The 19309-nt window shown below is 71.7% G+C and carries 16 protein-coding genes; 15 read left to right on the top strand and 1 reads right to left on the bottom strand.

Features of this window, described 5'->3' with window-relative positions; genetic code table 11:
- Positions 1 to 90: 90 nt before the first annotated feature.
- Together FH608_RS01535 and FH608_RS01530 are read left to right on the top strand one after the other, a co-directional pair.
- Complete coding sequence (locus tag FH608_RS01535; protein ID WP_139627945.1) at positions 91 to 1188, top strand: glycosyltransferase family 2 protein; 1098 nt, start codon at positions 91 to 93, stop codon at positions 1186 to 1188.
- Positions 1185 to 2840 (top strand): glycosyltransferase family 2 protein, encoded by a 1656-nt coding sequence (locus tag FH608_RS01530; protein WP_139627944.1) that lies wholly within the window; start codon positions 1185 to 1187, stop codon positions 2838 to 2840. Before FH608_RS01535 ends, FH608_RS01530 begins: the two co-directional genes overlap by 4 nt.
- Before the next feature lie 30 nt (positions 2841 to 2870).
- Here the strand turns inward: FH608_RS01530 and FH608_RS01525 are convergent, their stop codons facing one another.
- A complete protein-coding gene (locus FH608_RS01525; RefSeq protein WP_139627942.1) occupies positions 2871 to 4373 on the bottom strand; it encodes a glycosyltransferase in 1503 nt (500 codons plus the stop codon).
- 157 nt (positions 4374 to 4530) lie between these two features.
- Here FH608_RS01525 and thrC point away from each other — a divergent pair, with 157 nt between their 5' ends.
- The 13 genes from thrC to FH608_RS01455 all read left to right on the top strand — a co-directional run bounded on the left by thrC (position 4531) and on the right by FH608_RS01455 (position 19181).
- Complete coding sequence (thrC, locus tag FH608_RS01520) at positions 4531 to 5589, top strand: threonine synthase (protein WP_139627940.1); 1059 nt, start codon at positions 4531 to 4533, stop codon at positions 5587 to 5589.
- A 21-nt stretch (positions 5590 to 5610) separates the two neighbouring features.
- Positions 5611 to 6573, top strand: coding sequence for a homoserine kinase (gene thrB, locus FH608_RS01515; protein WP_139627938.1), 963 nt, complete (start codon positions 5611 to 5613; stop codon positions 6571 to 6573).
- Positions 6574 to 7030: 457 nt separating this feature from the next.
- Positions 7031 to 9043 carry a transcription termination factor Rho gene (rho, locus tag FH608_RS01510; protein WP_139627936.1) on the top strand — a complete coding sequence of 671 codons (2013 nt, stop codon included), beginning with the start codon at positions 7031 to 7033 and terminating at the stop codon, positions 9041 to 9043.
- A gap of 184 nt (positions 9044 to 9227) precedes the next feature.
- Positions 9228 to 10490 (top strand): sensor histidine kinase, encoded by a 1263-nt coding sequence (locus FH608_RS01505; protein ID WP_226898857.1) that lies wholly within the window; start codon positions 9228 to 9230, stop codon positions 10488 to 10490.
- Between the two features lie 98 nt (positions 10491 to 10588).
- Positions 10589 to 11224 (top strand): response regulator, encoded by a 636-nt coding sequence (locus FH608_RS01500; RefSeq protein WP_139627933.1) that lies wholly within the window; start codon positions 10589 to 10591, stop codon positions 11222 to 11224.
- A gap of 138 nt (positions 11225 to 11362) precedes the next feature.
- Entirely contained in the window at positions 11363 to 11581 is a 219-nt protein-coding gene (gene rpmE / locus FH608_RS01495) for a 50S ribosomal protein L31 (RefSeq protein ID WP_139627932.1), read from the top strand.
- Positions 11582 to 11668: 87 nt separating this feature from the next.
- Positions 11669 to 12721, top strand: a complete 1053-nt coding sequence (prfA, locus tag FH608_RS01490; protein ID WP_139627930.1) for a peptide chain release factor 1 — start codon at positions 11669 to 11671, stop codon at positions 12719 to 12721.
- Entirely contained in the window at positions 12718 to 13572 is an 855-nt protein-coding gene (gene prmC, locus FH608_RS01485; protein WP_139627928.1) for a peptide chain release factor N(5)-glutamine methyltransferase, read from the top strand. The genes prfA and prmC overlap by 4 nt, the downstream gene beginning before the upstream one ends.
- A 27-nt stretch (positions 13573 to 13599) precedes the next feature.
- Positions 13600 to 14247 carry an L-threonylcarbamoyladenylate synthase gene (locus FH608_RS01480; protein WP_139627926.1) on the top strand — a complete coding sequence of 216 codons (648 nt, stop codon included), beginning with the start codon at positions 13600 to 13602 and terminating at the stop codon, positions 14245 to 14247.
- A gap of 88 nt (positions 14248 to 14335) precedes the next feature.
- Entirely contained in the window at positions 14336 to 16129 is a 1794-nt protein-coding gene (locus FH608_RS51195; protein WP_193318184.1) for a hypothetical protein, read from the top strand.
- 44 nt (positions 16130 to 16173) lie between these two features.
- Positions 16174 to 16503 carry a hypothetical protein gene (locus FH608_RS01465; RefSeq protein ID WP_226898856.1) on the top strand — a complete coding sequence of 110 codons (330 nt, stop codon included), beginning with the start codon at positions 16174 to 16176 and terminating at the stop codon, positions 16501 to 16503.
- 68 nt (positions 16504 to 16571) lie between these two features.
- Positions 16572 to 17837 (top strand): serine hydroxymethyltransferase, encoded by a 1266-nt coding sequence (locus tag FH608_RS01460; protein ID WP_139627918.1) that lies wholly within the window; start codon positions 16572 to 16574, stop codon positions 17835 to 17837.
- A 57-nt stretch (positions 17838 to 17894) separates the two neighbouring features.
- Complete coding sequence (locus FH608_RS01455) at positions 17895 to 19181, top strand: glycosyltransferase family 4 protein (RefSeq protein WP_193318183.1); 1287 nt, start codon at positions 17895 to 17897, stop codon at positions 19179 to 19181.
- The last annotated feature ends 128 nt before the right edge of the window (positions 19182 to 19309 follow it).

The following is a 19309-nucleotide window of genomic DNA, read 5'->3' as shown; positions in this document are numbered from 1 at the left end:
CGCCGCAAGGCCTGACGGCACTCGCGCCCGCGTCCGCGCGCGAGTAAAACGGGCGTAAGGTAGGCGCCGACCGAGTCCCCGAGGAGGCCCATGTCCATCACCCCTTGCGGCTTCGCGCGTACGCCGGAGAAGGGGCTGGCCCGCCTGCACTGGGCACCCGGCGGCTGGGCGGTCGAGGGCCGGCCCGCCGACGTGCCCGAGCTGCGCCCGCTGCGCGGCCTGGAGATCGAGTGGCCCGCCGGGGAGGTGGCGCCGGACGAGCCCGTGGCGGGCCTGCTGCGGCTGGCCGCCGCCGGCGTCCCGCTGACCGCCGAGCGCGCGGCGCCATGGGCGCCCGGCGCGGTGCCCGGCGACCTCGCCGCGCTGCTCGCCGACCGCGACTGGCTCGGCCACGCGCCCGACGGCACCGCGCGGTCGCTGGCCGACCTGCGGCGGGAGGAGCACAGCGTACGCCTGCGCCGCCTGGCCCACCCCGTTGACCGGGCCAAGGTCAGCATCGTCATGGCGAGCAGGCGGCCGGGCATGGTGGGCGCGGCGCTGGCCAGGATGGAGCGGCAGCGCGACGTCGAGGCCGAGGTGGTGCTGGGGCTGCACGGGGTGGCGTTCGACGAGGTGCGCGAGCAGGTCGAGTCCTGCTCGCTGCCGGTGACGTGGGTGGAGGTCCCGGCGTCCGTGCCGTTCGGCGAGGTGCTCAACCGCGCGGCGGCGCGGGCGGGCGGCGACTACCTCGCGAAGTGGGACGACGATGACTGGTACGGTCCGCGCCATTTGGGCGATCTGCTCATGGCGCTGTCGTACTCGGGGGCCGACGTGGTGGGCACGACGGCGGAGTTCTTCTACCTGGAGCCGCTGCGGGCGACGGTGCGGCGCACGACGTTCGCGAGCGGGGCGGCGTATCCGAGCGAGGTGTGGGCCGATCACGTGGCCGGTGGCACGATCTTGGTATCTCGGGAGAAATTTCAGGAAATTGGGGGATTTCCTGGATTACCGCGCGCTGTGGATCTTGAATTCCTGAAAGCGGCGCAAAAGGCCGGCGCGCGGATCTACCGCACTCACGGGCTGGGTTACGTCCTGCGCAGGGGGCTCGGCGGCGAGCACACCTGGCAGCTGCCGCTGGCCCACTTCGTCAAGGTCGCCGCCAACCAGTGGCGCGGCTTCCGCCCGAGCCTGCTGGTGGAAGCCGCATGACGACGCGGACCGCCGGCCCCGTCAGGGTGCGCGGCAACGACTACCGGATCCTGGAGCCGCTGCTCGACGGCTTCACGCCACGGCTCACCGTCAGCGTCGTCGTGCCGGCCTACGGCGGCCAGGACAAGCTCGACCTGGTGCTGGCCGGGCTGGCCGGGCAGACCTATCCGGCGGAGCTGACCGAGGTCATCGTCGTCGACAACGGCAGCACGCCCCCGCTGCGGCTGCCCGAGGTGCGGCCCGGGCGCACGCGCCTGATCGTCTGCGCCGAGCCGGGACGCGCCGTCGCGCGCAACGCCGGCCTGGCCGAGGCCACCGGCGACGTGATCCACTGGCTCGACTCCGACGTGGTGCTCACCCCCGGCGCGATCGAGGCCCACATGCGCTGGCACCACGCCGCCCCCTACCTCGTCGTGACCGGCTACATCCGGTTCACCGAGGTGGAGCTGCCTTCCGAGCTCCCCGACGACCTGGAGAAGCACTTCGAGCCCGCCGAGCCGCACGCCTGGATCGTCGACCTCGTCGAGCGCACCGACGGGCTCACCGACAACCCCCAGCGCCCCTTCAGCCTGCACGTCGGCGGCGCGACCTCGGTCAGCGCCCGGCTCGTCGAGGCGGCCGGGCCCATGGACGACGACCTGATCCTGGGCCAGGACACCGAGATGGGCTACCGGCTCGGCCAGGCGGGCGCGGTCTTCGTGCCGGAGCCCCGGGCACGGGCGTACCACCTCGGGCCCACGATGCGCATGCGCGACAAGGCGCCGATCGACCGGGTGAGCCACGCGTTCGTGGCCGACCGCATCCCGTCCTATCGCTGGCTGCGGGGGCATCCCGGGCGGCAGTGGAAGGTCCCGTACGTCACCGCGGTGGTCGACGGCACGGCCGGCTACGACGCCGTGCGGGCCACCGTCGACGCGCTGCTGGCCGGCACCGTGCCCGACCTGTCCGTGCTCGTCGTCGGCCCGTGGGACACCCTGGAGCGCGACCGCCGCGCCCCGCTGAAGGACCCCGACCTGGAGCTGGTGCTCGTCCACGGCCACTACCTGCACGAGGGCCGCGTACGCCTGGCCGCCACCGAGAGCGTCGACCCGGCCGTGCCCTTCGTCCTGCGGCTGCCCGCCGGCTGGGTCCCCGGCGAGGACTCCGTGGCGCGCCTGCTCGACCTGGCCCGCGACGAGGGCCTGGGCCTGGTGGACGTCCTGCTCGCCGAGTCGCCTGAAGGCGTCGTCACGGCCCGCCTGGAACGGGTCTCCGCCTTCGCCAGGGCCCGCATCGTGGCCGGCCCCGACGACGACCTGGACGACCTGGACGACGTGGTGGACGCCGTGTCCGGCGTGTCCTGGGTGGAGGGCGAGAGCTACGGGTTCGGCACCGAGGCGACGCCGCCGCTCGGGCGGCGGGGGGCGTACCGGGCCCGCACGGAGGCGCAGGCCGAGGCGGCCCGGCTGGCCAAGGAGGCCGAGCGGCTGCGGGCGCAGGTGGCCAAGTGGAGGGAGGAGGCAGGGCGCTGGCGCAAGTCGGCGGTGGAGCTGCGGCGCGAGGTCGGCACGCTGCGCCGCCAGCTGGCCGCCGCCAACCGGGTCCAGCAGAGCCTCAGGACGGTGGTCTCGACGACGATGCGGCGCGCCCTCCGCAAGCGGCTCCGCAACTGACCCCTCGGGATCGGCGCGCTCGGGGCCGGGTCAGTTGTTGGCGCGCAGGGCGGACTTCAGGCGCCGCAGCAGCGTGTTCTCCGGCGTCACGGGGTCCTTCCGAGGGCCGTCCGCCGCGGGCGCCGGGCCGGGAGCGGGGACGGACGCCGGGGCGGGCTGCGGCGCGGGAGCGGGCCAGAAGCGCTCCGGCCCCTCGTGGCGTACCCCGTGGGTGGTGGCGATGACCTCGTCCACATCGGCCTCGGGGCCGGCGAGCAGGAGGGCGCGGCCGAGCGCCGAGGTGCGCTCCAGGCGCGCCGTCCGCCCGTCCGGCAGGTCGACGATCAGCACCCCCGTGAGATCCTTCTGCACCGACTCGATCATGCGCTCCAGCGTCACCCGGTGCAGCGGCACGTCCACCGGCCCCCGGTAGCGGAACGGCGCGGGCGCGGGCGTCGGCGCCGCCTCGTCGATGAGGCGGATGCGTTCGTCGTACGCGAACAGGTCGCGCATCAGCCGCAGCTCGAAACACGGGTCGGACAGGACGGACCGGCGCCCGGAGGCCAGCCGCGACCACGGCCCCACCAGCGTCACCACCACGTCGGGCAGCTTGCCGTCCAGCGCCGCCGCGACCGCCTGCCGCACCACGGACTCGGAGGTGTCGGTGACGTCGAGCACGATCTCCACGTACGGCACCAGCCAGCGCCGTCCCCGCTCCTTGCGCAGGTCCCTGCGGAGCGGGATCCGGTGCGCCAGGTACGGCTCCACGGCCCGCACGGCGCGCTCCCTGTCGCGGTGCTGGGCGGGCAGCCCGAGATGCACGGCCTGTGCGTCCATGTCCGGCACGAACACCACGCCGTGCATGGCCAGCCGGTAGGAGAACTCGGTGTCCTCGCCGCGCACCACGCTCGGGTCGAGGCCGCCCACCGCGTGGAAGACCTCGCGGGGCAGGGCGAACGTCGGCCCCGTGCACACGTGGTACGGGTTGCGGCTCTTGCGCAGCCCGTCGGTCTTGGCGATCGTCGCCTCGGTGGAGCTGGCCACGGCCCCGGCCAGGTCGAACAGCTCGTCCAGCCGCTTCGCCTGGTACACCTGGCCCGGCGTGATCGGCGGCGCGTCCACGAACTTCTTCATCCCGATCGTGACCAGGTAGTCGGTCACGTGGTGCCAGCGGGCCAGCGCCTCGATGTGCTCGCGGCAGGTCACCATGTCGGCGTCGAGCCGCTGGATGATCTCGCCGTCGGCGGCCTTGGCGCCGGTGTTGACGGCGTTGGGGATGCCCCAGCCGTCACGCACCCGTACGACGCGGGTGTTGATCGGGCGGATCTCGGGCAGCCGGATCGGCGGCTCGCTCCCGTCGTCGACCACCAGGACCTCCATGAGGTGGTCCGGGTACGTCTGCGCCGCCAGCGCCGCGAGCGTCAGATCGAGCCTGTCCTGCCCGCCGTGCGCCGGTATCACCACGCTCACGGAAAGGGCGGGTGACCAGGCGCCGAGCTCCGGCGCCGCGATCGGTGAATAGTCGTTCTGCCTCAGAGCAGGACGCGCGTCCATGGTCGTGACCCCCTGCCGAGACCTTATCGGGAGATGCTGAGAATTTCCTGAATAGTGCCCCTGTCCAATGGAGGTGTCCGGCCGGTGGACACGGCTCCGCGACGGCCGTCAGGACCCCGTACACTCGGTGCCGAACACCGCAGGTAGGGGAGTCATCATGAGCAGGTCGTGGCGTGGCCTCATCGAGGAATACCGCGAGCGTCTTCCTGTCAGCCAGAAGACGCCCGTCATCACGCTGCTCGAGGGCGGCACGCCGCTGGTGCCCGCGCAGCGCGTCTCCGCCCTGACGGGGTGCGACGTCTACCTGAAGGTCGAGGGCGCCAACCCGACGGGCAGCTTCAAGGACCGTGGCATGACCATGGCCATCAGCAAGGCGGTCGAGGAGGGGGCCAAGGCGGTCATCTGCGCCTCGACCGGCAACACCTCGGCCTCCGCCGCGGCCTACGCCGTCCGGGCCGGGCTGACCTGCGCCGTGCTGGTGCCACGGGGGAAGATCGCCATGGGCAAGCTCGCCCAGGCGCTCGTGCACGGCGCCACGCTGCTGCAGGTCGAGGGGTCGTTCGACGACTGCCTGGAGATGACCCGCAAGCTGTCGTCCAGCTACCCGATCGCGCTGGTCAACTCGGTCAACCCGTTCCGGCTGCAGGGCCAGAAGACGGCCGCGTTCGAGATCGTCGACACGCTGGGCGACGCGCCCGACATCCACTGCATCCCGGTGGGCAACGCGGGCAACATCTCGGCCTACTGGATGGGCTACCAGGAATACGCCGCCGACGGGGTGGCGACGAAGCGGCCGCGCATGTTCGGCTTCCAGGCCAGCGGCGCGGCGCCCATCGTGCAGGGGGCGCCCGTCGCCCACCCGCACACGATCGCGACCGCCATCCGCATCGGCAACCCCGCCTCCTGGTCGCTGGCCACCGCGGCCCGCGACGAGTCGGGCGGCGTCATCCAGGCGGTGACCGACCGGCAGATCGCGGCGGCGTACAAACTGCTGGCGCAGGAAGAGGGCGTCTTCGTCGAGCTGGCCTCCGCGGCCAGTGTCGCCGGGCTCCTGCAGGCCCACGCGCAGGGGCTCGTCGACCCGGGCCAGCGCATCGTCTGCACGGTCACCGGCAACGGGCTCAAGGACCCGGACTGGGCGATCTCGGGCGCGCCCGCGCCCGTCGTCATCCCCATCGAGGTCCACGCCGCCGCGGCGGCGCTCAACCTCGCCTGACGGCGAGCACGGGGAGGAAAAGTGAAGACCGTTCGCATTCGCGTGCCCGCGACGTCGGCGAACCTGGGGCCGGGGTTCGACGCGCTGGGGCTCGCGCTGAGCCTGTACGACGAGGTCGAGGCCACGCTCACCGGCGAGCCGGGCGTCCACGTCACCGTGGAGGGTGAGGGCGCCGGAGAGGTCGATCTCGGGGAGGGCCATCTGGTCGCCAGGGCGATGCGGGCGGCGTTCGACCGCATGGGTGCCGCCCAGCCCGCGGGCATCCGGTTGCGCTGCCGTAACGCGATCCCGCACGCGCGCGGGCTGGGGTCCTCCGCGGCGGCCGTGTGCGCGGGCATCCTCGCCGCGCGAGCCCTGGCCACGGGGACTCCGGGCGAGATCGCCTCGGGGGCTTCAGCCAAGAGCGCTTCGGCTGTGGGCGAACACCTGCCCGACGACGCCGTCCTCGCACTCGCCACCGAGATGGAGGGCCATCCCGACAACGTCGCCCCCTGCCTGGCCGGCGGGCTGACGGTGGCCTGGTCCGACCACACGGGGGCGCCGCATATGGTGTCACTGGCTCCCGACGAGCGCATCCGCCCGGTCGTCCTCGTCCCGTCGTTTCGCCTGGCCACGGAGACCGCGCGGGGGCTCCTGCCGAAGGATGTGCCCCACAAGGACGCATCGTTCAACGCCGGCCGGGCCGCGCTGCTGATCGCGGCGCTGACCCAGCGGCCGGAGCCCGGGCTGCTGCTCGCCGCCACCGAAGACCGACTCCACCAGGCATATCGCGCGCCTGCCATGCGGGACACCGCCGATCTGGTAGAACGTCTCCGTGCTGCGGGCGTGCCCGCGGTCGTTTCGGGAGCCGGTCCCACGGTTCTTGCGTTTTCGACCTCGGATATACAGGATTTGATCGCGCCAGAAGTGGGTAATGACTGGCACATCCAGCTAATGGACGTCGATCCGGTTGGTGCGGACGTTCAGTTCCCCGAGACACGCTGATGCCTCTTTAGACCTTCAGGGAATAGCCGTGTGCGCTGGTGATGTTAGGCTGGTAGCCGCACCAGATGCCCCCTTGGTGGGTGCGTGCTTGTCAGCCATACATTGCTGCATCATGCTTCACGTCGCGAGGCGTGGGCAGCGCGGCTGTCTCCCCGGAATCCGTTGCCTCCGGTTGGCCCACACCCGGTTGGCCCAACGTGAGGCGGCGACGACGGGGACCTGCGCGTTCGAATCACATCGACATCTGGTTGGCGACAGCAATCTGGGGGGTGTCAGCCACGCGCCACGGCCCTGTGGCGGCTTGGACGAGCCCCTCCCCAAGAGTGGCGGCCGTCCACAGCGACTGCCGAAGATCGCAGAGTGCACCCCGACCCGGTCTGTCCCGCCGGATCGCAAGCACCTCCGGGACGCCCGGCAGAACGAAACCGGCGCCCGACCCCTGGGAAGGACCTTTTAGTTGAGCGACACCACCGAACTCCTCTCCGACGCATCAGGCGCAGAGCCGGCGTCCGGCGACACCCCCACTCGCGCTCCGGCCAAGCCGCGTGCGCGTCGCTCCGGCACCGGCCTGTCCGCCAAGGTGCTGCCCGAGTTGCAGAAGATGGCAGCGGAGCTGGGCATCAGCGGGACCGGGCGCATGCGGAAGAGCCAGCTCATCGCGGCCATCCAGGAGAAGCAGGGTGGCGGCGCGGGCGAAGGCGCACCGGCTTCGGCCCCGGCGGCCGAGGCTCCCGCCGCTGCGGACGCGGCTCCCGCCGCCGAGCGGCCCACCCGTACCCGTAGGGAACGTTCCCGCGCCAAGACCGCGGAAGAGCCCGCGCCGCAGCCCGTCGCGCAGCCGGCGGAGCCCGTGGTGGCGGCTCCCGAGCCGGTCGTCGCCGCTCCGGCGGAGCCCGTCGTGGAGCAGCAGCCGCAGGCCGTGGAGAGCGGGCAGAGCGAGACGCGCGCCGAGCGCGGCGAGAGCCGCCGCGAGCGCCGCAGCCGTGGCGAGCGCCGCGAGCGGGGAGACCGCTCCGGCGGCGACCGCTCGGGCGACCGGGGCGAGGGCGGCCGCGCGGACGGCGGCCGTGACGGTGGTCGCGACGGCGGCCGTGACGGCGGTCGTGACCAGCAGCGCGAGCGCGCCGCCGACTCCGGCGGGCGCGGCGACCGCGGTGACCGCGGTGACCGCGACCAGCGTGGCGACCGCGACCAGCGTGGCGATCGCGACCAGCAGCGCGGCGGCGACGACGACGAGCGCGGCGGGCGCAGCCGCAGGGGCCGGTTCAGGGAGCGCAACCGCGGCCGTGGCCGCGACCGCTTCGAGGGCGGCGAGCCCGTCATCGGCGACGACGACGTGCTCATCCCGATCGCCGGCATCCTCGACATCCTCGACAACTACGCGTTCGTCAGGACCAGCGGCTACCTGCCGGGCAGCAACGACGTCTACGTCTCGCTCGCCCAGATCCGCCGCAACGGCCTGCGCAAGGGCGACGTCATCACCGGCGCCGTCCGCCAGCCCCGCGAGGGCGAGCGGCGCGAGAAGTTCAACGCCCTGGTCCGCCTCGACACCGTCAACGGCATGGACCCGGAGCAGGCCCGCAACAGGCCCGACTTCAACAAGCTGACGCCGCTCTACCCGCAGGAGCGCCTGCGCCTCGAGACCGAGCCCAACATCCTCACCACGCGGATCATCGATCTCGTCTCGCCGATCGGCAAGGGCCAGCGCGGCCTCATCGTCTCGCCGCCCAAGGCCGGTAAGACGATGGTGCTGCAGTCCATCGCCAACGCGATCACCCGCAACAACCCCGAGTGCCACCTGATGGTCGTGCTCGTGGACGAGCGGCCTGAAGAGGTCACCGACATGCAGCGGTCGGTCAAGGGCGAGGTCATCCACTCGACCTTCGACCGTCCCGCCGAGGACCACACCACGGTCGCCGAGCTCGCCATCGAGCGGGCCAAGCGCCTGGTGGAGCTCGGCCACGACGTGGTCGTCCTGCTCGACTCGATCACCCGCCTCGGCCGCGCCTACAACCTGGCGGCCCCGGCGTCCGGGCGCATCCTGTCGGGTGGTGTCGACTCCACGGCGCTCTACCCGCCCAAGCGGTTCTTCGGCGCCGCGCGCAACATCGAGAACGGCGGCTCCCTCACCATCCTGGCCACGGCCCTCGTCGAGACCGGGTCCAAGATGGACGAGGTCATCTTCGAGGAGTTCAAGGGCACCGGCAACATGGAGCTCAAGCTCAACCGGTCCCTGGCCGACAAGCGGATCTTCCCCGCGGTGGACGTCGACGCGTCCGGCACCCGTAAGGAAGAGATCCTCATGGCCAAGGAAGAGCTCCAGATCGTCTGGAAGCTGCGGCGGGTGCTGCACGCTCTGGACATGCAGCAGGCGCTGGAGCTGCTGCTGGAGAAGATGAAGGAGACCAAGTCCAACGCGGAGTTCCTCATGCAGGTCCAGAAGACCACGGTGAGCAACGACCGCGACTAGCGGCTCCTGTCCTGTCGGAGGGGCGGCCGGGGTTTCACCCCTGCCGCCCCTTCCGTCGTCGCGTGTCCCTTCTGTTCTCCGGCCGCACCCGCCGGGGTCCCGTGAAAAGGGTGGGGCTAGCCCCACCCCTCGACGGAAGCCTCCCGGATTCACGCCGGCGCTCCGCGCGTGCACTCTTGAGGGCATGCGATCAGCCGCGCTGAAGGACCGGGTGCCCTGGGGAGCCAAGGGACCGCTGGGGGTCCTGGTGGACCCGATGACATGGCGGGCCGCGCCGTACCTGGCGGTGACCGGGGCGCTCGGGTTCGGGTGGTTCGTGGTGCTGTCCGTGGCCCTGCCCGTTTCGCTCACCCTGACGGTCGTATGGGTCGGCGTGCCGCTGACGATGGCCGCGATACTCATGTGGCGCGGCGGGGCGATGCTGGAGCGGCGGCTGATGCACGCGGCGCTCGGCGTCAGGATCGCCGACCCGTACCGTCCCAGGCCGGAGCGCGGGCTGGGCGCGCACCTACGGTGGCTGCTGGCGGACTCGGCCACCTGGCAGGACCTGGGCTACCTGCTCATGCTGCTGCCGCTCGGCCTGGTCGAGACGGCCGTGTCGCTCGTGGTGTGGACGACCTCGGCCATGCTGCTCATCCAGCCGATCCTGATGTCGCTGTGGGTGGCGGGAGTGCACAGCGACCTGACCATCGACAGCTGGGCCGGCTCGTTCGTGGCGGCGGCGTTCGGGCTGCTGGTGCTGGTGATGGCGGCCTACCTCGTACGGGGGATGGCCTGGCTGCACGGGACGCTGGCGACGGTGCTGCTCGGCGGCAGCCAGGAGGAGCGGCTGCGGGCCAGCAGGGCGAGGGGGATCGACGCGGCCGAGGCCGAGCGGCGCAGGATCGAGCGCGACCTGCACGACGGTGCGCAGCAGCGGCTGCTGTCGGTGGCGGTGGACCTGGGGCGGGCTCAGTCGAAGTTCGACAGCGAGCCGGAGGAGGCCAGGCTGCTCATCGCGCAGGCGCACGCGGGGACGAAGGCCGCCATCGGCGAGCTGCGCAACCTGGCCAGGGGCATCCACCCGGCCATCCTGAGCGACCGCGGCCTGGACGCGGCCCTGTCGGGGCTGGCGGCCAGAGCGCCCGTCCGCGTGGACGTCTCCGTCGAGCTGGAGGAGCGGCCGCCCGCCGCCGTCGAGAGCATCGCGTACTTCATCGTGGCCGAGACGCTGGCCAACATGGCCAAGCACTCCGGGGCGTCCGAGGCGTCGGTCATGGTGGTCAGGGACCATCGCGGCGTGGTGGTCGACGTGTGGGACGACGGCATCGGCGGGGCCGCCATGGTGCCGGGGGGCGGCCTGTCCGGGCTGGCGGACCGGGCGGCCACCATCGACGGGGTGCTCGTCCTGCACAGCCCGCTGGGCGGCCCCACCCTCGTACGCGCGGAACTGCCCTGTGAGTGGTAGCCGCGGCCCGCACCGGACACCCGGACGCCGTTCCCGCAGGCGCAGGGTCCGCGGCCCGCAGTGGACAGCTGGACGCCGTCCCCTGTAGGGATGGGGCCATGCGCGTGGTCATCGCCGAGGACTCCGTACTGCTGCGCGAAGGGCTCGCGCGCCTGCTCGCCGACGGCGGCGTCGAGACGGTCGCCGCCGTGTCCGACGGCCCGGCGCTGGTGTCGGCGGTGCTGGAGCACGCGCCCGACCTGGCGATCGTCGACGTGCGCATGCCGCCGACCCACACCGACGAGGGCCTGCGCGCGGCGCTGAAGGTGCGCGAGGCCATGCCCGACTTCCCGATCCTGGTCCTGTCCCAGTACGTCGAGGAGCGCTACGCGGGCGACCTCATCGGCAGGGCCGTCGGCTACCTGCTGAAGGAGCGGGTGGCCGACGTGGCGGAGTTCATGGAGGCGGTGCGGCAGGTGGCGGCGGGCGGCACCGTCATCGATCCCGAGGTCGTCGTGCAGCTGCTGAGCCGCCAGCGCCGCGGCGCGCCGCTCGACTCGTTGTCGCCCCGCGAGCGCGAGGTGCTCGCGCTCATGGCCGAGGGCCGCTCCAACACCGCCATCGCCGCCCGGCTGGTCGTCACGGAGGGCGCGGTGGAGAAGCACATCTCCGGCATCTTCGCCAAGCTCGCCCTCGGTCCCGCTCCGGAGGACCACCGCCGCGTGCTGGCCGTCCTGACGTACCTGGGCCGTTGACGGAAACGTACGGTGCCGCCGCGGGAATGCGTGATGGCCTGGGATGGTTGCACGATCTGGCACACTGGTAGCTGACCAATGAGCGGCTCCGGTTCACGCCGTACGGCGACCCGGCGGCCGCGCCCCGAAAGGACAGCGATGAAGCGCGACATCCACCCTGACTATCACGTGACGCAGGTCACCTGTTCCTGCGGTAACACGTTCACCACCCGTAGCACCGCGAAGAACGGCGTCATCCACGCCGACGTCTGCTCTGCCTGCCACCCGTTCTACACCGGCAAGCAGAAGATCCTCGACACCGGCGGCCGGGTGGCCCGCTTCGAGAAGCGCTTCGGCAAGAAGGCCACGGGCAAGTAGCTTCACCGACGCCGGCCCGGACGCACCCGCGTGCGCCGGGTCGGCGTTGTTGGTGAAACGGCCGAAACCTGGACAGAAGGACCCACGGTGAATCTCGACGAGTTGCTCAAGGAGTATTCCGAGCTGGAGTTGCAGCTCGCCGACCCCGCCGTGCACGCCGACCAGAACAAGGCCCGCACCCTCGGCAGGCGCTACTCCCAGCTCACGCCGGTCGTCGGCACCTACCGCGAGCTGGAGTCGGCGCGCGACGACCTGAGCGCCGCCAAGGAGCTGGCCGGCGAGGACGAGGCGTTCGCGGCCGAGGCCGCCGAGATCGAGCAGCGCATCCCCCAGCTGGAGGAGCGGCTCAAACACCTGCTCATCCCGCGCGATCCCAATGATGACAAGGACATCATCATGGAGATCAAGGCGGGCGAGGGCGGCGAGGAGTCGGCGCTGTTCGCGGGCGACCTGCTGCGGATGTATCTGCGGTACGCCGAGCGCGTCGGGTGGAAGACCGAGATCATCGACAGCCAGCCCTCCGACCTCGGCGGCTACAAGGACGTCACGGTCGGCATCAGGGCCAAGGGCGACGAGGGCGTGTGGTCCAGGCTCAAGTTCGAGGGCGGCGTGCACCGCGTGCAGCGCGTGCCCGTCACCGAGTCGCAGGGGCGCATCCACACCAGCGCCGCGGGCGTGCTGGTCTACCCCGAGGCGGAGGAGGTCGACGTCCAGATCGACGCCAACGACCTGCGCATCGACGTCTACCGCTCCAGCGGCCCCGGCGGCCAGAGCGTCAACACCACCGACTCGGCCGTCCGCATCACCCACCTGCCCACCGGCGTGGTCGTCTCGTGCCAGAACGAGAAGAGCCAGCTCCAGAACAAGGAGTCGGCGCTGCGCATCCTGCGCGCCCGGCTGCTCGCGATGGCGCAGGAGGAGGCCGAGGCAGCCGCGCAGGCCGAGCGCAAGTCGCAGGTCCGCACGGTCGACCGCTCCGAGCGCGTACGCACCTACAATTTCCCCGAAAACCGCATCTCCGACCACCGCGTCGGCTTCAAGGCGTATAACCTCGACCAGGTTCTCGACGGCGAGCTCCAGGCCGTCACCCAGGCCCTCATCGACGCCGAGATGGCGGAGAAGCTCGCACAACACTCATGACATTTCTGCTGGACGAGATCGCCCTCGCCACCGCCCGGCTGGCCGAGGCGGGTGTTCCCTCACCGCGCACCGACGCGGAGGAGATCGCGGCGTTCGTCCACGGCGTGCGCAGGAGCGAGCTGCACCTGGTCAAGGACGCCGACTTCGACGCGCTGTTCTGGGAGGGCGTCGCCAGGCGCGAGGCCCGCGAGCCGCTGCAGCACATCACGGGCCACGCCTACTTCCGCTATCTGGAGCTGGCGGTCGGGCCCGGGGTGTTCGTGCCGCGGCCCGAGACCGAGGTGATGGCGGGCTGGGCCATCGAGACGCTGCGCGCCATGGACGTGACCGCCCCGCTCGTCGTCGACCTGGGCACCGGCTCGGGCGCGATCGCGCTGTCCATCGCCCAGGAGGTGGCGCTGGCGGAGGTCCACGCCGTGGAGGTCGACCCCGCGGCGTACACGTGGGCCAAGCGCAACATCTCCGAGCTCGGCCAGGACCGCACCTACCTGCACCCCGAGGACCTCGCGGAGGCGCTGCCCGAGCTCGACGGCAAGGTCGACCTGGTCATCTCCAACCCGCCCTACATCCCGCCCGGCGCGATCCCGCGCGACCCCGAGGTCCGCGACTACGATCCCACCAGGGCCCTGTACGGCTCGGGCGACGACGGGCTCGGCGAGGTGCGCGCGGTCGAGCGCACCGCCCGCCGCCTGCTGCGCCCGGGTGGCTGGGTGGCCGTCGAGCACGCCGACGAGCAGGGCAGAGCCGTCTACCTGACCTTCCCCGAGGACAACGGCTGGCGCGACGTACGCCTGCGCCAGGACCTCACCAGAAGAGACCGCTTCGTCACGGCCCGCCTGGGCCAGGACTAGGATGCACGCGAGCGAGGTAATGGGACAGTGGGAAGACTCTTTGACTGCTCGGACCTCGAGCAACGCGCCGAGGGGCTGACGGAGGCCGCCGCCGCCGTGCGCCGCGGCGACCTCGTGGTCATCCCGACCGACACCGTCTACGGCATCGGCGCCGACGCGTTCACGCCGGCCGCCGTCACGGCGCTGCTCGAGGCCAAGGGCCGGGGCAGGGAGACGCCGCCGCCCGTGCTGGTGGGCACCGTACGAGCCGCCACAGCGCTCATAGACGACCTCGGGCCGTACGGGCAGGACCTGATAGACGCCTTCTGGCCGGGGCCGCTCACGCTCGTCTGCAAGGCCAACAGGGCCCTTTCCTGGGACCTGGGGGAGAGCAAGGGCACGGTGGCCGTACGCATGCCGCTGCACCCGGTGGCCCTCGACCTGCTCAAGGAGACCGGCCCGATGGCCGTCTCCAGCGCCAACCGCTCCGGCGCGACCGCCGCCACCACGGCGCAGGACGCGGAGGAGCAGCTCGGCGACTCCGTCGCGGTCTACCTCGACGGCGGCAAGGCCACCGACAACACGCCCTCCACCATCCTCGACCTCACCACGGCCGTGCCCAGGATGCTGCGGCGCGGGGCGGTCCCCATCGAGAAGCTGCGGGGCATCATCGGCTACGTCGCCACCGACGACTGACATATACCGTCTGCTTATCCCGGCTGCGGCGGCCCTCCGGCCATGATTACGGTGAGGCCCGGAGTGGCGTTACGTCGGGGAGTGGCCCATGGGCAAGTTCGACGGCATGGATCCCAAGCTGGTCCGCGAGCTGCTGGCCGAGGTGAAACACGCGGCCACGCAGATGCGCACGGTCGAGGACCAGGTCAGGGCGGCCATGCGGCGGGCCGGGCTGTCCACCGTGGCCACCCACCGGCCCGTCCAGGTGGCGGACGCGGTCGACACGATGGTCAAGGACGTCGACGGACGGCTGGGGACGCTGGAGAAGCGGGTCGACCAGCCGCGGGGCGACGTACCGGGTGCCGGGACGGGGATGACGCAGGGCGACGAGCCCAAGGACGTCCGCGGGGACCGGGACCGATACGAGAATCCGCGCGCCACCGAGACCGCGCCGAAGGACGACACCACCAAGACCGGCGCCGACGGCAAGACGGGGTCGGACGGCAAGACGGGGTCGGACGGCAAGACGGGCACTGACGGTAAGACGGGCACTCCCGACAAGACCGATACGGATGGGAAGACCGACGCCGACGGCAAGACGGGGGCCGACGGAAAGACAGGGTCTGATGAGAAGACGGGCTCTGACGGGAAGACGGGCTCTGACGGGAAGACGGGCTCTGACGGGGACGGGAAGACGTGCGACGGCGCCCGTGACACGGATCGCGACCAGGGGACCGGGAGCGGCGGCAGGACCGGCGATCAGCCGGTTGGCCAGCCCGTTGACGAGCCCAAGGACGGCGATCTGGACAGCCGGCGCGACCGCGGCGCCGAGGTGGACGCCGATCCGGCCGGCAACCCTTCCAAGGACGCGCAGGACGTGTCCAGGCCACAGATCGTGGAGGTCGACGGCGTGAAGGTCCTGCAGATTCCCATCGACCCGCCGACGGCCGAGCAGCTGGAAGACCTGCTGGAGAACGCCGACAAGGTGCAGCCGGCCGAGATGCCGAAGGTCCCCGCCGACCCCATCTCGGCGGGAGGAGCCACACCGGGCGGCATGGACCCCACACCCGGTGGCACGCCCACGAGCCCAGGCGGTACGGACTCCACACCGGGCGGGACGGACACCACCCCGGGCGGCTCCGGCTCCGGCGGCACGGAGGTCACGCCCGACCGGCCCTCGGGCGACGACACAGGCCAAGGCGCAGGCGGCGGCCAAGGCAACGGCCATGGCCAAGGGGACGGCTATGGCCAAGGCGCGGGTAACGGCCAGGAGACGGGCGACTGCCAAGGGACGGGCAACGGGCAGGGCACAGACGGCGGGCAGGGCACGGGCTCCGGACAAGGTGCGGGCGCCGGGCAGGACACGAGTGCCGGGCAGCGCACGGACAACGGCCAAGGCGCGAACACCGGCCAGGGCAACGGTCAGGGCAACGGCCAGGGCGCGAACACCGGCCAAGGGGCGAACAACGGTCAGGGCGCGAACACCGGCCAGGGCACAGGTGTCACGGTTCCGCCGACGAATCCCGAAACCGGGACAGCCCCCGCCCCGGGGACACCTTCCACTCCTGGCACAACCCCCACCCCCGGGACACCTCCGGCCCCGGGCGCAACTCCCACCATCCAGGTGCAGATCGCCTACGGGCCTCCGATCGGCGGTCAGGCGAGCCCCGTGCCGGACATCCCCGCCTGGGCGAGCGAGGGCGGCGAGGTCGTCTCCGTGGACGTCACCCCATCGACCCCCGACGCGCTGACCACGGTCGTGGAGCACCACCGCGACATCCGGCCGGTGGACCTGCCCTCGGTCGAGCTCCACCCCGGCGAGGACGGACGGGCGGCCGGGGACGTCCGGCCCGACGGCCCGCCGGGCGAGGTGGAGCCGGGCACGCCGGAAAGGAGCGCGTGATGTACGTCGACCCGCCGGCCCCAAGGCCAAGAGAGCCCGGTGAGATGCCGCCCGTGACCGCCTCAGGAGCCCTGGACGACCCCCAGAGGGCCTGGGAGTTCAACCCCGACTACCAGCGCCTGGTCGTGGCCTGGAACGCCGTCCTGCCCCACCTGGAGACGCTCTCGACGGCACTCGACAAGGCCTACGGCCTGGCCAAGAGCCCGCAGACGTGGGACGCCCCGGTGGGGGAGCGCTACGTGCAGGACATCCGCGAGTGGCGCAACCGGCTCGCCGTCTATCGCCACTCGGTGCTGACCGCGATCAGCGACGAGGCCGCCGACACCCCGAGGTGGGTCCGGACGACGGCCGGGGCGCCCCACGCGTTCCTCTAGCCCCGCCCACAAAGGTCCTGAAGGACCCGTGCCTGGGAGAGACGGGCACCAGGTCGTACAGTGGGGAAATGGGTGAGGAACCCTACTACGGCCCCGACTTCGGCCTGCTGCAGCGGCAGGACCCGGAGCTCGCTCGGGTGCTCCTGGACGAGCTCGACCGGCAGCGCACCGGCCTCCAGCTGGTCGCGGGCGAGAACTTCACCTCGCCGGCCGTCCTCGCCGCGATGGGCTCCACCCTCACCAACAAGTACGCCGAGGGCTATCCGGGCAGGCGCTACTACGGCGGCTGCGAGGTCGTCGACCGGGCCGAGCGGATGGCGGTGGAGCGGGCGCGCAGGCTGTTCGGGGCGGAGCACGCCAACGTGCAGCCCCATTCGGGCGCCTCGGCGAACCTGGCCGCCTACGCGGCCCTCCTCCAGCCCGGCGACACCATGCTGGCCATGGCGCTGCCGCACGGCGGCCACTTCACGCACGGCTCGAAGGTGAACTTCTCGGGACGCTGGTTCGACGTCGTCTCGTACGGCGTGCGGCGCGACACCGAGACGATCGACTACGACGAGGTCAGGGATCTGGCCCTGCGCCACCAGCCCAAGCTCATCGTGTGCGGCGCCACGGCGTACCCCCGGCTGATCGACTTCTCGGTCTTCCGCGGCATCGCGGACGAGGTGGGGGCGTGGCTGATGGCCGACGTGGCGCACACGATCGGGCTGATGGCGGGCGGCGCGATCCCGTCGGCGGTGCCGCATGCGGACGTGGTGACGTTCACCACCCACAAGGCGCTGCGCGGGCCGCGCGGCGGGGCCATCCTGTGCACGGACGAGCTGGCCGCCAGGATCGACCGGGCGGTGTACCCGTTCGTGCAGGGCGGGCCGCTGATGCACGTGATCGCGGCCAAGGCGGTGGGGTTCGCGGAGGCGATGCGGCCGGAGTTCGCGGAATACGCGCGCCGGGTGGTCGTGAACGCGCGGGCGCTGACGGAGGCGCTGGCCGCGGCGGGCATGCGGCCGGTGTCGGGCGGCACCGACACCCATCTGGCGCTGGTCGACCTGCGCCCGCTGGACGTGTCGGGCGCGGAGGCCGAGCGCAGGTGCGCCGCGGCGGGGATCACGCTGAACCGGAACGTGATCCCGTACGATCCCGAACCGGCGTCGGTGACGTCGGGGATCAGGGTGGGCACGCCGTGCGCGACCACGCAGGGCATGGGCCCCGAGGAGCTGCGGGAGGTGGGCGGTCTGGTGGCCGGGGCGGTGTGCCGGCCGGGCGAGGCGCGGGAGATCCGGGAGAGGATCGCGGCCCTCCTTGCCATACATCGGCCATATCTCAGCGAATATTAAGCTGGTCTGTGTCGTTTTCCGGTCCCAGAGGACCGGAGGATCCGGGAAACTAGGTTCGTGCGCGAATACCTGTTCATGGCGCTCGTCTCCGCGGCGGTCACCTATCTGCTGGTTCCGCTGGTGCGCCGCTTTGCCATCCGCATCGGCGCCATGCCGGAGATTCGCGATCGTGACGTGCACACCACGCCGACGCCCAGGCTGGGCGGCCTGGCCATGTACGGCGGGCTGGTCGTGGGGCTGCTGCTGGCGAGCGAGCTGACCCATTCGAGCGAGGCCCTGGCGGGCACCGGTCATCCGGTGCCCGCTTTGATCATTGCGGGCGGCCTCATCACGGTCACCGGCTTCCTCGACGACTGGTGGGGCATGGACCCCTTCATCAAGCTCGCGGGGCAGATCGCGGCGGCCGGCGTGCTGGTGGCCTTCGGCATGAGCCTGACCTCGATCCCGCTGCCGGAGAGCTGGGGCGGCTCCACCAGCCTCGACTACACCCTCAGCACGATCATCACCATCCTGGTGGTGGTCGTGACGATCAACGCGGTCAACTTCGTCGACGGGCTCGACGGGCTCGCGGCCGGGATCGTGTGCATCGCGGGCATGGCCACCTGGGCCTATTCGATCATCATTTCGCAGGTCATCTCGGGCAGCAACATCACCGCGACGGCGGCCATCGCGGCGGTCCTCATCGGCACCTGCCTGGGCTTCCTGCCGCACAACTTCCATCCGGCGAAGATCTTCATGGGCGACACGGGCGCCATGCTGATCGGGCTCGTGCTCGCCTCCTCGATCGTGACCGTGACGCCGGTCGACACCTCGGCCATCGCCGACATGAACAAGTTCCCCGTGGTGCTCCCGCTGCTCGTGCCCGCGGCGATGCTGGTGCTGCCGCTGGTCGACCTGATCACCGCCGTCGTGCGCCGCACGTCGCAGGGGCTGTCGCCCTTCGCGCCCGACCGCGGCCACCTGCACCACCGGCTGATGGACGTCGGCCACTCCCACCGGCGCTCCGTGCTGATCATGTACGCGTGGACGTTCGTGTTCTCGTTCACCATCGTCGGCCTGGCCAGGCTCGGCGTGCCCGTCCTGTGGTTCCCCGTCGTCATCGTGGTCGCGCTCGTCGTGCTGATCCTGATGCCGCTGTCGCGCTGGCGGGGCAGGGGAGGGGCGCACGCCGCGAATGGCGACAACCCTGACGACGACGGCGGCCCGCCGACGGGGCCGATGCCGCCCATCCTTCCCGAGGGCCCGCAGGTCAGGCGGCAGGCGCCGCCCGCCGGGGGCGACCCGCGCGAACGCGCGAGCGCTGAGGGCAATCCGGTCATTCCAGCCTTTCCGCGCCGTTCTTGATCGCGAACTGGAAACGGCAGGTAAAAGCGGTCTTCCGTGAGCTTGTGATATCTTTCACGAGCAGGGACTCCAGATGCACCGCCTCTGGAGGTAGCAAACGCTCGCTTGATAACTTGCTGATGGAGCAT

The organism is Nonomuraea phyllanthi, from assembly GCF_006334985.2.
GTDB classification, from domain to species: Bacteria; Actinomycetota; Actinomycetes; order Streptosporangiales; family Streptosporangiaceae; genus Nonomuraea; species Nonomuraea phyllanthi.
Note: the sequence above shows the minus strand (reverse complement) of the source record. Positions and strands in the feature narration are given on the sequence as shown.